Source organism: Curtobacterium sp. MCBD17_028 (assembly GCF_003234875.1).
Taxonomy (GTDB): Bacteria; Actinomycetota; Actinomycetes; order Actinomycetales; family Microbacteriaceae; genus Curtobacterium.
This window is the reverse complement of sequence record NZ_QKTQ01000008.1, coordinates 85,872-99,410: the sequence shown is the minus strand read 5'-3', so window position 1 is coordinate 99,410 and position 13,539 is coordinate 85,872. Positions and strand designations below refer to the sequence as shown.

The window sequence follows — 13,539 nt, the reverse complement described above, 5'->3', positions numbered from 1 at the left end:
CGGGCCGGACACGGCGCCCTGGCACTACCCCTGTCCGGGGGCCAGGTCAACCCCTGACTCGCCGAGAACGCTGCACGTACTGTCGAAGGACCAGAAGCGCACCGCGTGCACACCGAGCGCAGCGAGCGCCGACGTCGTCCTCGACGGGCGACGACCGACCACCGACACCCAAGCGATCAGGCACCAGGGGATCAGATGAGTCTGTACGAGTCCGAGCCGGGCGTCCCCCCGGCTCGCATCAAGACGTTCCGACAGCAGCGCCGCGAGCGCCGTTGGGGGTACCCGGTCGACGGGGACCTCGAGCCCGTGCTCTACGCCGACTTCTTCCGCGACGTCACCGGAGCTGCCCGCCACCGGCGCTGACCCGGTGTGGCCGGTCTCGGAGTCGAGCGACCCGGACGCCGGTCAGGGGCGCCGCACCACCGACGTCACTGCGCTCGATCGCTCGGGCCACCACCTCGGCACCGACGCGTCTGGCGGCGGTGTCGTCGGCGGCGAACTCGACCAGGACCCGGGTCGCACTCGCCATGGCGCGCGCGCCGGGCACCCACGGCACCGCCCGCTCGATCGACTCCGCGACGCCGACCACGGCCGCGTGGTGCCCCGTCAGGTGCGCCGCCTCGTGTGCGACGACGGCATCGAGTTCGTCGGGACGGAGGCGCGCTGCCAGTCCGGTGCTGACGAGCACGGTGCGGTCGCGTCCGGGCACGGCGCACGCCAGGGCGCGCTCGCCCGCGACCACCGCGATCTCGGTCCCGGCGACACGACGACGTTCCGCCGCCCCGGTTCGCAGGGCCGCGCGGACGGCCGCGTGCTCCGGCCCGGGAGGGACGCGGACGGCGACCACGAACGCGAGCACCGCGGCGACGGCCACCACGAGGTGCGCGCCGTGGGTCGGCGAGGCCGCCAGCCGGAACGGGTCCTCGCCGTGTCGACCCCCGAGCGCGACGAGCGTGACGCCCGACACGGAGCCGCCGACCCCGATCAGGACCGCGGCGCACCAGCTGACGAGCGCGGTCCGAGGGCGGTCGATCGTCCACGCCCACCGGGTGAGCAGCCGGGGAGCGGCGGCGGCCACGACGACCGCGGTCACGACGAGGGCGACGCCCCAGACGATCACGGTCGTTCCCGTCAGGACCGGGCGCGCGCGTCGATCGCGCGACGCAGGGCCTCGAGGTCGTCCGACGCCAGGGAGCCGGTGAAGCGGAGCAGCGCGGCCTCGCGGTCGCTCGACGCGGCGAGCGCGGACTCCATGAGGGACGCGGCGTGATCGGCGCGGGAGCGGCTCGCGCGGAACCGCAGGGGGGCGTCGGCCTGTTCGTCGCGGAGCACCCCGCCCTTCCGCCCGAGGCGCTCGAGCACCGTCAGCACGGTGGTCAGCGCGGGTCGTGGTTCGTCGCAGCGGTCGAGGACCTCACGCGCGGTGAGGCCGTCGGGGCCCGCGGACCAGAGCACGTCGAGCACCGCCTGCTCGAGCTGCCCACGCGGGCGCGATCGCTGTCCGGCCACGCGGTGATCCTACGAGATGTCGAACGACCGGCCGGCCTCGTCACGAGGCCGTAACACGGCGTTGGTACGATCGGGGCCACAACAGCACACCGGGCCGACCACACCCTGCGGGAGAGTCCGATCACGAGCGCGCCGAGCCGGCGACCGCGAGACCGGACACCGAAGGAGCAACCTCCCCGTCAATCTCTCAGGTCGTACGACCGCAGGGGTCAGGCCACTCTGAAAAGCAGGGCGCCGTCACGGCGTGCCCTCGCCCACGGTGAAAGCCGACCGCCTCCGACCGGTCGGCGAAACTCTCAGGCACATGACAGAGGGGGAGTTCCGACCGGCGTCCCCGCCGGGACGCGTCGACGCAGGAGAACTCCACCCCATGACCGATCCGACCCCGTCGGGCAGTGCCGGACCATCGGTGCACCGCCGATCCCCACTCCACGAGGCCCATGCCGCCGCCGGCGCCACGTTCACGGACTTCGCGGGCTGGCAGATGCCCGTCCGGTACAGCTCCGACCTCGCCGAACACCACGCCGTGCGCAGCGCCGCGGGGCTGTTCGACCTCTCGCACATGGCGGAGATCGGCGTCCAGGGGCCCGGTGCCGGCGCGTACCTCGACGCCGCGCTCGCGGGCAAGCACGCCACGATGCCCGTCGGTCGGGCGAAGTACTCGCTGCTCCTGACCGACGACGGCGGCGTGCTCGACGACGTCGTCGTGTACCGCACCGAGGACGACGCGTTCCTCGTCGTCGCGAACGCCGCCAACCGCGACGTCGCCGTCGCCGCGCTGCGCGACCGCGCGGTGGGCCACGACGTCGAGGTCACGGACGACAGCGACACCACGGCCCTCGTCGCGATCCAGGGTCCGGCCGCCGCGGGCACGCTCGACGCGCTCGTCGTCGCCGATCGCCTGCAGCCCGAGACGCCGCTCGATGAGCTCCGCTACTACCGCGTCCTGCACGCCTCGTTCGACCTGCAGGACGTCCTCATCGCCCGCACCGGCTACACGGGCGAGGACGGCTTCGAGATCTACTGCCCCACGGACCTGGCGCCCGTGCTCTGGGACGCCCTGCTCGACGCCGGTGCCGACCGCGGCGTCGTGCCCGCCGGGCTCGCCGCACGCGACACGCTCCGGCTCGAGGCCGGGATGCCGCTGTACGGCCACGAACTCGACGCCACCGTGCGTCCCGCGCAGGCCGGACTCGGTCGCGTCGTCGCGATGGACACGGAATTCGTCGGGAGGGCCGGGGTCACGCCCGCCACCGACGCCCCGGTCCTCGTCGGGCTCGTCATGGAGGGTCGCCGTGCCGCCCGTGCCGGTTACCCGGTGCTCGACGGCGGCCAGACCGTCGGCACGGTCACCTCGGGCGCCCTGTCACCGACGCTCGGGCACCCCGTCGCCATGGCGTACGTCGACCCTGCGGTCGCCACCCCGGGCACCGTCCTGCGCGTCGACGTGCGCGGCACCGCCGTCCCGGCGACCGTCTCCGAACTCCCCTTCTACCGCCGCCCCGCCAGCGCCGCCCCAGGCCAGAAAGGCTGACCATGACCGACATCACCGCGCTCCGCTACACCAAGGACCACGAGTGGCTCCTCGTCGAGGGTGACGTCGTCACCGTCGGCATCACCCAGTTCGCCGCGGACCAGCTCGGCGACGTCGTGTTCGTCGAGCTCCCCGAGGTCGGCACCGCCGCGACGGCCGGACAGACCCTCGGCGAGATCGAGTCGACGAAGAGCGTCGGCGAGCTGTTCTCGCCGATCGAGGGCACCGTCGTCGAGCGCAACGACGCCGTCGTGGACACCCCGGACCTCGTCAACCAGGACCCCTTCGGTGGAGCCTGGCTCGTCAAGATCCAGGTCGACGGCACCAGCTTCCCCGAGGACCTCATGAACCACGAGGCGTACGCCGCCTTCGCGGGCTGATCGGATGGACGAGGACATGACCCAGCACGACCGGACCCCGCAGGCCGACCAGAACCTGCAGACCACCTTCGCCGACCGCCACATCGGCACGGGCGCGGCCGACCAGCGCCTCATGCTCGAGACCGTCGGGTACGACTCCCTCGACGCGCTCGTCCGCGCGGCCGTCCCCGCCGCGATCCACGCCGAGCCCGTCGTCGACTCGGTGATCCCCGGTGCCGTCGGCGAGACCGAGGCGCTCGCGGAGCTCCGTCGGATGGCGGCACGGAACACCGTGCGCCGCCCGATGATCGGACTCGGCTACCACGGCACCCACACGCCCGCCGTCATCCAGCGGAACGTGCTCGAGAACCCGAGCTGGTACACGGCCTACACGCCGTACCAGCCGGAGATCTCGCAGGGCCGGCTGGAGGCGCTCATCAACTTCCAGACGATGGTCGCCGACCTGACCGGCATGGCCACCGCGGGCGCCTCGATGCTCGACGAGGGCACCGCGGTCGTCGAGGGCATGCTGCTCGCCCGCCGGGCCTCGAAGGTCCGCGGGGACGTGTTCCTCGTCGACCGGGACGTCCTGCCGCAGACCATGGCGCTGCTCGAGCACCGGGCCGAGGCCGTCGGCATCACCCTGCGCACGTTCGACGTCGCCGGGGGACCGGACCAGGTCGACGTCGAGGGCGCCTTCGGACTCGTCGTGCAGTACCCGGGCGCGTCCGGCCGGGTCGTCGACCCCGCGTCGGTGATCGAGCGGATCCACGACGGGGGCGGCATCGCCGTCGTCGCGGCGGACCTGCTCGCGATGACGCTCCTCGCGTCGCCCGGTGACCTCGGCGCGGACGTCGCCGTCGGCACGACCCAGCGCTTCGGCGTGCCGCTCGGCTTCGGTGGACCGCACGCCGGCTACCTCGCCGTCCGCGCGGGCCTCGAGCGGCAGCTGCCCGGTCGCCTCGTCGGGGTGTCCTTCGACGCGGACGGTGGCATGGCCTACCGCCTCAGCCTGCAGACCCGCGAGCAGCACATCCGGCGCGAGAAGGCGACGAGCAACATCTGCACCGCGCAGGTGCTCCTCGCCGTCATGGCCTCGATGTACGCCGTCTACCACGGCCCCGAGGGCCTGCGGTTCATCGCCGACCGGGTCGCCCGCACGACCGCCGCGATCGCCGACGCGGCTCGCGCCGCCGAGATCGGCGTGCCCGTCGACGCCTGGTTCGACACACTGACGCTCCGCGCCCCCGGCCGGGCCGCCGCGATCGTCGACGCGGCGCGCGACCGCGGGTACCTCCTGCACCTCGTCGACGCGGACACCCTCCAGCTCTCGGCGGACGAGACGACCACGCCCGAGGACGTCGCAGCGCTCGCCGACGTGTTCCGCGACGTCGCCGCAGCCGACTCGGAGGCCTCCGAGTCGGCCGCGTCGACCATGACCGTCCCGATGGCGGAGGCCGCGGTGCGTGACGCCGCCCCGGGCCTCCCGGCCGCGCTGCGGCGCGAGTCGGCGTACCTGACGCACCCCGTGTTCCAGGCACACCGCAGCGAGACCCGGATGATGCGGTACCTCAAGCACCTCGCCGACAAGGACTACGCGCTCGACCGCGGCATGATCCCGCTCGGCAGCTGCACGATGAAGCTCAACGCCGCGACCGAGATGGCCGCCGTCACCTGCCCGGAGTTCGCGGGGATCCACCCGTTCGCGCCGCGTGAGGACGTCGCCGGGTACCTGTCGATGATCGCCGACCTCGAGTCGTGGCTCGCCGAGGTCACCGGGTACGACACCGTCTCGGTGCAGCCGAACGCCGGGAGCCAGGGTGAGCTCGCCGGACTCCTGGCGATTCGCGGGTACCACCGCGCCAACGGGGACACCGCACGCACGGTCTGCCTCATCCCGCAGAGCGCGCACGGGACGAACGCCGCGAGCGCCGTGCTCGCGGGCATGCGCGTGGTCGTCGTGGCGTGCGACGAGGACGGCAACGTCGACCTCGCCGACCTCCGCGCCAAGACCGAGCAGCACCGGGACGACCTGGCCGCGCTGATGATCACCTACCCGTCGACGCACGGTGTGTACGAGCACGAGATCCGCGCGATCTGCGACGCCGTGCACGAGGCCGGCGGGCAGGTCTACGTCGACGGCGCGAACCTCAACGCGCTGCTCGGGCACGCGCGCTTCGGCGACTTCGGCGGCGACGTCTCGCACCTCAACCTGCACAAGACGTTCTGCATCCCGCACGGCGGCGGCGGACCCGGTGTCGGACCGGTGGCCGCCAGGGCACACCTGGCCCCGTTCCTCCCCGGCCACCCGTTCGCGCAGGACGCCGACCGTCGCCCCGGCTCGGTCACGCCGGACGGCGCGGACCGGCTCGCGCACGGTGGCGGACCCGTCTCGGCGGCGCCGTACGGCAGCCCGAGCATCCTGCCCATCACGTGGACCTACGTCCGCATGATGGGCGTCGAGGGGCTCACGCGCGCCACCGAGTCGGCCGTGCTCGGCGCGAACTACCTGGCGGCGAAGCTGCGCGACGCGTTCCCCGTCCTCTACACGGGCGACGACGGTCTCGTGGCGCACGAGTGCATCCTCGACCTCCGGCCGTTGCGTGAGGCGACCGGCATCACCGTGGACGACGTCGCGAAGCGCCTGATCGACTACGGGTTCCACGCGCCGACGATGTCGTTCCCGGTCGCGGGCACGCTCATGGTCGAGCCGACCGAGAGCGAGGACCTGGCGGAGCTCGACCGGTTCGTCGACGCCATGCTCGCGATCCGTGCCGAGGCCGACGAGGTCGCCGCGGGCACCTGGCCGGCCGACGACAACCCGCTCGTCGGGGCGCCGCACACCGCGTCGAGCGTCATCGCGGGGGAGTGGGCGCACGCCTACACGCGTGAACAGGCCGTCTACCCGCTGCCGGGCATCGCCGGTCGCAAGTACTGGCCGCCCGTGCGCCGGATCGACCAGGCGTACGGGGACCGCAACCTCGTGTGCGCCTGCCCGCCGATCGAGGCGTTCGCGCAGGCCTGATCAGCCCGGCCGGGCCGGCCCGGCCCGGCCCGGCTCGGCGCCGAGAGTGCAGAACACGCCGCTCACCTCGCGAGGTGAGCGGCGTGTTCTGCACTCTCGCCGGACGGGGGCGGCCGTCAGACGACCGGCAGGTGCGTGTTCCACCAGCGGAGGACGTGGTCGAACCGCTGCACCCGGTGGCTCGGGCGCCCGGACCGGGACAGCTCGTGGCCCTCGCCCGGGAACAGCAGGAACTCGGCCTCCACCCCTGCACGGCGCAGGGCGACGAACTGGCGCTGCCCCTGCTCGAGCGGGCACCGCCAGTCCTGCTCGGAGTGCGCGACCATGAACGGCATCGTCACGTCCGCGGCGTAGGTCAGGGGGCTCTGGCGGCGCTGGTCCTCCGGGTCCGCGCCGACGTACGCCTCGGCGAAGAACCATCCGATGTCCGAGCTGCCGGCGAACGAGTCCCAGGCGTTGACGGCCCGCTCGCTCCAGGCAGCCGTGAACCGCTCGGGCTCGCGGGCGGCGATCCAGCTCGTCATGAACCCGCCGTACGAGCCGCCCATGATCCCGACCCGCGAGGCGTCGAGGTCGTCCCGCTCGAGCGCCACGTCGAGCAGCGCCAGGACGTCGTCGACGTCGACGGTGCCGAGGCGTCCGATGATCGCCTGGCCGTGGTCGAAGCCGTACCCGGCCGAGCCGCGTGGGTTGCCGAGGACGACCGCGTACCCGGCTGCGGCGTAGATCTGCGCCTCGTCGAACACCGCCCGGTCCTGCTGCGCGAACGGGCCGCCGTGCACGACGCGGAGCACGGGGTGGGGGCCCTCGCCCTCGGGCAGGACGAGCCAGCCGTGCACCTCGTGTCCGTCGGGAGCGGTGCCGACGAGTTCCTCGACGGGCCGCAGTCCCACAGCGCGGAGGCCGGCACCGAGATCGCTCAGGGTCTCGACGGAGCCCGCCGCGGTGTCGATGAGCACGACCTCCCCGGCGCTGTCCGGCAGGCCGACCGTGGCGATGACGACGTCCTCGCCGATCGCGGTGATCGCCCGCACCACGACCTCGCCGCCGTGCAGCACGGGGAGGGCGTCGAGGGGCAGCGGCTCCGCGCCGGTGCTCGCGTCGTCGTCCGCGGCGCTCGCGGTGGCGTCCGTGGTCCACGGGACGGCACGGAGCTCGACCGCCCCACGGTGCAGCACCCCGACGAGCACGTCACCGCTGCGCGGGACGAGGAGGCCCGGCCCCACCTCGAGGTCGACGGTGCGGTGGTCCGTCAGGCGGCGGGCACGGACGGGGCCGTCGTCCGTGGTCCGCGCCGCGTACAGCCCGGTCGGGACCGCGACGATCCCCTGCGTCCGGTCGGTCCCGAGGAAGAAGAGGGTGCCGTCGGGTCCGAACTGCGGTGCGGCCGCGGTGCCGTCGGACTCGACGAGCAGCGTGATCGCGCCCGAGACCGCGTCGACCCGGTAGAGGTCGCTCTCGGTCGTCTCGGCGGCGCCGGCGTCACGCGGGGCGCTCACCACGAGCGCGGTGCCGTCCGGCGTCCACGTGGGGTCACTCACCCCGGTGGTGTCATCGGTGATCGCGGTGTCGACGGGGTCTCCCGTGAGGGCGGCGGCCACGTCGACGACCACGAGACGCCGCAGACGGTCGCGGAGGAACCCGACGCCGTCCTGGCGGTAGTCGAGCCGGGTGATGTGCCGCGGGGGCTCGGCCGAGGCGTCCGCGGCCGTGCCGTTCGCGGTCGGGGTGCCGTAACGGCCGGGTTCGGGGATCCGGGCCGTCGTGGCGATCCGCGTGGAGTCGGGGGACCACGCCGGGGCCTCGGCGCCGAGCGGCAGGGCCGTGACCACCCGGCCCTCCCCACCGGCCGTGGGCATCACGACGAGTTGCGGGTGGGCGTCCGGGCCGGTGCCGCCGACGCGACGGAGGAACGTGACCCACCGGCCGTCGGGCGAGATGGACGGGGCGCCGTCGTGCGGGCCGTGGGTCCAGTCGGTCGCGGTCCACCGCCCGTCGGCGGCCGCGAGGCGCACGACGTGGCCGACGTTCTCGTCCGCGTCGAGGTCGGGACGGGTGAGGCCCACGAGCAGCGGGGCCCCGGAGCGGGGGTCGGCGACGGCGGCGGCGCGGGACGGCATGACGAGGTGGGCGATGTCGGAGGGGTGCATGGTGCAACGCTAATCACCGGTCGGCGGGAGGGGGAGTGGGGGCGTACCCCGGTCCTCCCGAACGGCAGGAGACGGACGGCGTGCGGTGCGGTTCGTGCGGATCGGTCCTGCGACGTGCCGCGCGGACGCGTGAGCGCAAGCAGAATCATTGCGAATCGGTGAACCAGAAGCAACGAAACGGCGGCCGGTGCATGGATCCTGCGCCGTCATTTCCGGTGTGTAACAAGTTCCCGCTGGATTTTGAGGTGCTCGCGAGGCCCACCTATGGTTCTTTGCGAACGCGCCGGTGCGCCCTGCCGCCAGCGGTTCGATCACATTCCATCCAGGAGGATCACAGAGTGAACATCACCAAGAGGCGGTGGCGACAGGTCATCGGATCCGTCGCGATCGCGGGCTCGGCTGCCGTCGTGCTTGCCGGTTGCACCACCTCGACGTCGAGCGACAGCGAGACGTCGAGCTCGGGCGGCACCGTGACGGTCGCTGAGGTGAACGAGGCGACCTCGTTCAACTACAACACCCCGCAGGGCAACCTGGACACCAACGGGTTCATCTGGCAGCTCACGCAGCCCCAGTTCATGACCCTCGGCACGAACTACAAGGTCGAGCCGAACACCGACCTCGGCACGTACAAGAAGATCAGCAGCTCCCCGCTGAAGGTCCGGTACACGCTGAACAAGAACGCCAAGTGGTCGGACGGCAAGCCGATGACCTCGGACGACCTCCTCCTCGGATGGGCGCAGTCGTCGGGCTACTACGAGTCGGCCACCACCGACGCGGACGGCAACGTCACCAAGGGCACGCAGTACTTCGCGTCCGCCGCGGGCTACCCGTTCCAGACGGACTACCCGACGAACATCACGAAGCAGTCGATCACCATCACGTACAAGAAGCCGTACGTCGACTGGAATCTCGTGAACCCGATCCAGTTCCCCGCGCACATCGTGTCGCAGGAGGCCGGTGTCTCCGAGTCCGCCTTCATCAAGGCGCTCAAGGACACCCCCGCCGGCAACACGGCGAGCCCGGCCCCGGCGAACGACACCCTCAAGAAGGTCGCGAGCTTCATCAACACCGGTTACGACCAGACGAGCCTGCCGAGCGACAAGAAGCTCCTCGTCTCGGGCGGCCCGCTCCAGGTCAGCGCCTGGACGCCGAAGCAGTCGATGACCTTCAGCAAGAACCCGTACTACAAGGGCAAGCACGAGGTCCAGTTCAACAAGCTCGTCATGCGCTTCATCGGTGACGCCAACGCCCAGGTCACGGCCCTGCAGAACGGCGAGGTCGACGCGATCCAGCCGCAGGCCTCGGCCGACACGGTCAAGGCGCTGAAGCAGGCGTCCGGCATCAAGATCCAGCAGGGTAGCCAGGTCGCCTACGACCACCTCGACCTCAACTTCGGTTCGAGCGTGTTCAAGGACGAGAACGTCCGCAAGGCGTTCCTCATGACCATCCCGCGTCAGCAGATCCTCGACTCGATCGTCACCCCGATCAACAAGAGCGCCAAGGTCCTGAACTCGCAGCTGTTCCTGCCGGGTCAGAAGGGCTACGACGAGGCGGTCAAGAACAACAACTCCGACGAGTACGACAAGGTCGACATCGCCGGCGCCAAGAAGCTCCTCAACGGCGCGACGCCGACGGTCAAGATCCTCTACAACACCGAGAACCCGAACCGTGTCGACACGTTCCAGGCCATCCAGGCCTCGGCGGCGAAGGCCGGCTTCAAGGTGGTCGACGGTGGCTCGCCCGACTGGAGCTCGCTCCTCACCGGCGGCAACTACGACGCCTCGCTGTTCGGTTGGGTGAACCCGGGTGCGGGCAACGCGGCGGTCCCGCAGCTGTTCCAGACCGGCAACTCCGGCAACTACAACCGGTTCGCGGACGAGAAGGCCTCGAAGCTCGCGGTCGACACGCAGACGACCCTCGACGCGTCGAAGCTGCAGTCCATGAAGGTCGACATCGACAAGATCGCGTTCAACGACGCCTACGGTCTGCCGCTGTTCCAGCTCCCCGGCATCTTCGCCACGAACTCCACGCTCCACGGCGTGAAGTACTTCGGCGGCCAGAACGGGATCTTCTGGAACGTGTGGGACTGGACCAAGGGCTGATCCCCAGGACCACCGCATCCTGAGCACCACCGCGGCGGGGGCGCCGGGCTCGACGAGTCCGGCGCCCTCCCGTGTGGGCGGGCGGGGACGCCCTGCGATCCCCGCCCCGCCCCGTCGGTCACTCCGGCGGCCCCCCGCCTGAGCGACCCTGCAGCACCGCCCCGTCCGGCGCCCCAACCGGGCTCGTCGGGCTCAGCGGCACCCGTTACCCTTGGTCGGCGCGTCACGAACGTGATCGACCGTTGCACCCTTCCCACACCGGAGAGGCCCCTTCGCCCATGGTGAGCTTCATCGCGAGACGGATCCTCGTCTCGGTCCTCATCCTCATCGCCGCCTCGTTCATCATGTACAACCTGGCGGCGATCGCGGGGAACCCCCTGCAGGACCTCCAGGGGAGCAACTCCCCGAACCGCGCAGCGCTCATCGCCGCGCGCGTCGCGACGCAGCACCTCGACGTCATCCCGCCGCTCCGCTGGGGGATCTGGATCGGTGGCGTGGGCAAGTGCGTCATCGGACAGTGCGACCTCGGCACGACGTTCCACAACCAGCCGGTGACCCAGCTGCTGCCCCAGGCGATGCAGTCGACGCTCCAGCTCGTCACCTTCTCGTTCGTGCTCGCGATCATCTTCGGCATCGGGCTCGGGATCGTCACCGCGCTCCGCGCTTACTCGGGCTTCGACTACGGCGTCACGCTCGTCAGCTTCTTCCTGTACTCCCTGCCGTCGTTCCTCATGGCGGTCCTCCTCAAGTCGTTCGTCGCGCTCGACTACAACAACTTCCTCGCGAAGCCGCACATCGCCGTCACGACGCTCATCGTCATCGCCGTCGTGCTCGGGGCGATCGTGCAACTCGTCGTCGGAGGCGACGCCCGCCGCCGCGCCATCGTCTTCGGCCTGACCGCCGTGGTGACCGCGGGCATGCTCCTGCTCATGGAGGCCACCGGCTGGTTCAACGACCCGTCGCTGGGCCCGGTGTTCGTGATCCTGTTCAGCGCGGGTCTCGGACTCGCGATGGTGACGATGCTCGCCGGCACCAGGAACAACCGTGCCTGGCTCGTCGGCGGCATCAACGTCCTCATCGCGATCATCTGCTACTTCACGCTGCAGGGCCTGCTCAACGTCTCGTCCGGCGGCACCATCTTCATCCTCGCGGTCGCGGCGGTGGTCGTCGGTCTCGCTTCCGGGTACTTCGTCGGTGGGCACGACCGCGGCCTGATGATGCGCATCGGTGCGCTGACCGCGTTCCTGACGGCCGGGGTGATCGTGCTCGACCGCTTCATGCGCTCGTGGCACAACTACTCGATCAACTTCGTGGGCGGCCGACCGATCGCGACCGTCGGATCGGGCACCCCGGGCCTCCAGGCCGACTTCTGGATCACGGGTCTCGACACCTACACGCACCTGCTGCTGCCGTCGATCAGCCTCCTGCTCATCAGCTTCGCGTCGTACACGCGCTACTCGCGGTCCGGCATGCTCGAGGTCCTCGAGCAGGACTACGTGCGGACGGCCCGTGCGAAGGGCCTCCCGGAGCGGACCGTCATCGTGCGGCACGCGCTGCGGAACATGCTCATCCCGATCGCGACGCTCGTCGCGACGGACATCGGCGCCCTGCTCGGTGGCGCGATCATCACCGAGACCGTGTTCGCGATCTCCGGCATGGGCGCCCTGTTCAACAGCGGCCTGTCGATCACGGACGTCAATCCGGTGATGGGGTACTTCCTCGTGATCGCCATCACCGCGATCGTCTTCAACTTCCTCGCCGACCTCGCCTACTCGGTGCTCGACCCGCGGGTGCGCGTCCGATGAGCACGGCAACGACCAACACGGAGGACATGCGATGAGCACCCTGCAGGGCGGCGCCCCGCTCGAGCCGAACATCAGCGACGGCTTCGACGACGCGGCCTCCGGTCAGGAACACGAGCCCGGCGAGAGCCAGGGCCGCATCATCCTGCGTCGGTTCCTCGGCAACAAGCTCGCGGTGATCTCGCTGGTCGTCTACGTGCTCGTGATCCTGTTCAGCATCTCGGCGATCGGACTCGGTCCCATCCCGGGGTGGTGGCACTACTCGTACAAGGCGCTCAACCCGCTCGTCGGCGGCGGCGCCCCGAGCAGTGACCACCCGTTCGGCCAGGACCGCATCGGCAAGGACTACTTCGCGCTCACCATGCGGGGCATCCAGAACTCGGTGCTCGTCATGATCGTGATCGGCGTCTTCGCGACCTTCATCGGCGTGGTCGTCGGCGCGGTCGCGGGGTACTTCCGCGGCAAGACCGACGCGATCCTCATGCGCATCACCGACATCTTCATCGTGATCCCGGCGATCGTCATCGGTGCCGTCGTCGGCAAGACGGCGAACGGCCTCGGGGCGTGGGGTCTCGCGCTGCTGCTCGGACTCGTGTCGTGGATGGTCATCGCCCGACTCGTGCGCGCCGAGTTCCTGTCGCTCCGCGAGCGTGAGTTCGTCGAGGCGGCCCGCGTCGCCGGCGCGTCCGACATCCGGATCATCTTCCGGCACATCCTGCCGAACGCGATCGGCGTGATCATCGTCTCCGCGACGCTGCTCATCGCCACCGCGATCCTGCTCGAGACCGCCCTGAGCTACCTCGGCTACGGCATCAAGGCGCCGGACTCGTCGCTCGGTCTCCTCATCAGCCAGAACCAGTCGGCGTTCCAGACGCGGCCGTACCTGTTCTGGTGGCCGGCCTCGTTCATCGTGCTGCTCGCCCTGTGCGTGAACTTCGTCGGTGACGGCCTGCGCGACGCGTTCGACCCGCGCTCGAAGCGGTTCAGCATCCGTCGCACCAAGGAGCGCGAACTCCACAACTCCTCCGAGTCGGAGATGATCAGCGCGTGACCGCCCT

At 71.0% G+C, this 13,539-nt stretch carries 10 protein-coding genes and 1 riboswitch; of the genes, 7 read left to right on the top strand and 3 right to left on the bottom strand.

What is annotated here, in order from left to right; genetic code table 11:
- Positions 1-195: 195 nt before the first annotated feature.
- On the top strand, positions 196-363 hold the full coding sequence (locus DEI86_RS16565) for a hypothetical protein (RefSeq protein WP_181434884.1): 168 nt from the start codon (positions 196-198) through the stop codon (positions 361-363).
- Here the strand turns inward: DEI86_RS16565 and DEI86_RS11130 are convergent.
- Both DEI86_RS11130 and DEI86_RS11125 read right to left on the bottom strand, forming a co-directional pair.
- Positions 335-1,120 (bottom strand): M56 family metallopeptidase, encoded by a 786-nt coding sequence (locus DEI86_RS11130; protein WP_111049555.1) that lies wholly within the window; start codon positions 1,118-1,120, stop codon positions 335-337. The genes DEI86_RS16565 and DEI86_RS11130 overlap by 29 nt on opposite strands.
- 11 nt (positions 1,121-1,131) lie before the next feature.
- The gene (locus DEI86_RS11125; protein WP_111010873.1) at positions 1,132-1,509 is read right to left on the bottom strand and encodes a BlaI/MecI/CopY family transcriptional regulator; all 378 of its coding nucleotides are present in this window, start codon (positions 1,507-1,509) and stop codon (positions 1,132-1,134) included.
- Between the two features lie 98 nt (positions 1,510-1,607).
- A riboswitch (glycine riboswitch) is annotated at positions 1,608-1,722 on the top strand.
- Between the two features lie 157 nt (positions 1,723-1,879).
- Here DEI86_RS11125 and gcvT point away from each other — a divergent pair.
- The 3 genes from gcvT to gcvP are packed head-to-tail and all read left to right on the top strand — an operon-like array spanning position 1,880 to position 6,427.
- Positions 1,880-3,043 (top strand): glycine cleavage system aminomethyltransferase GcvT, encoded by a 1,164-nt coding sequence (gene gcvT / locus DEI86_RS11120; RefSeq protein ID WP_111049554.1) that lies wholly within the window; start codon positions 1,880-1,882, stop codon positions 3,041-3,043.
- A gap of 2 nt (positions 3,044-3,045) precedes the next feature.
- The gene (gcvH, locus tag DEI86_RS11115; protein WP_111049553.1) at positions 3,046-3,423 is read left to right on the top strand and encodes a glycine cleavage system protein GcvH; all 378 of its coding nucleotides are present in this window, start codon (positions 3,046-3,048) and stop codon (positions 3,421-3,423) included.
- A 16-nt stretch (positions 3,424-3,439) separates the two neighbouring features.
- Positions 3,440-6,427: an aminomethyl-transferring glycine dehydrogenase gene (gcvP, locus tag DEI86_RS11110; RefSeq protein WP_181439763.1), complete on the top strand. Its 2,988-nt coding sequence runs from the start codon at positions 3,440-3,442 to the stop codon at positions 6,425-6,427.
- A gap of 116 nt (positions 6,428-6,543) precedes the next feature.
- Here the strand turns inward: gcvP and DEI86_RS11105 are convergent, their stop codons facing one another.
- Positions 6,544-8,577, bottom strand: coding sequence for a S9 family peptidase (locus DEI86_RS11105; RefSeq protein WP_111049551.1), 2,034 nt, complete (start codon positions 8,575-8,577; stop codon positions 6,544-6,546).
- 338 nt (positions 8,578-8,915) lie between these two features.
- On the opposite strand from DEI86_RS11105, the gene DEI86_RS11100 reads away from it, so the two are divergent.
- From DEI86_RS11100 to DEI86_RS11090, 3 genes are all read left to right on the top strand, one after another.
- A complete protein-coding gene (locus DEI86_RS11100; protein WP_111013653.1) occupies positions 8,916-10,679 on the top strand; it encodes an ABC transporter family substrate-binding protein in 1,764 nt (587 codons plus the stop codon).
- 278 nt (positions 10,680-10,957) lie between these two features.
- Entirely contained in the window at positions 10,958-12,484 is a 1,527-nt protein-coding gene (locus DEI86_RS11095) for an ABC transporter permease (RefSeq protein ID WP_111010867.1), read from the top strand.
- 31 nt (positions 12,485-12,515) lie between these two features.
- Positions 12,516-13,532 (top strand): ABC transporter permease, encoded by a 1,017-nt coding sequence (locus tag DEI86_RS11090; RefSeq protein ID WP_111010866.1) that lies wholly within the window; start codon positions 12,516-12,518, stop codon positions 13,530-13,532.
- Positions 13,533-13,539: the final 7 nt, after the last annotated feature.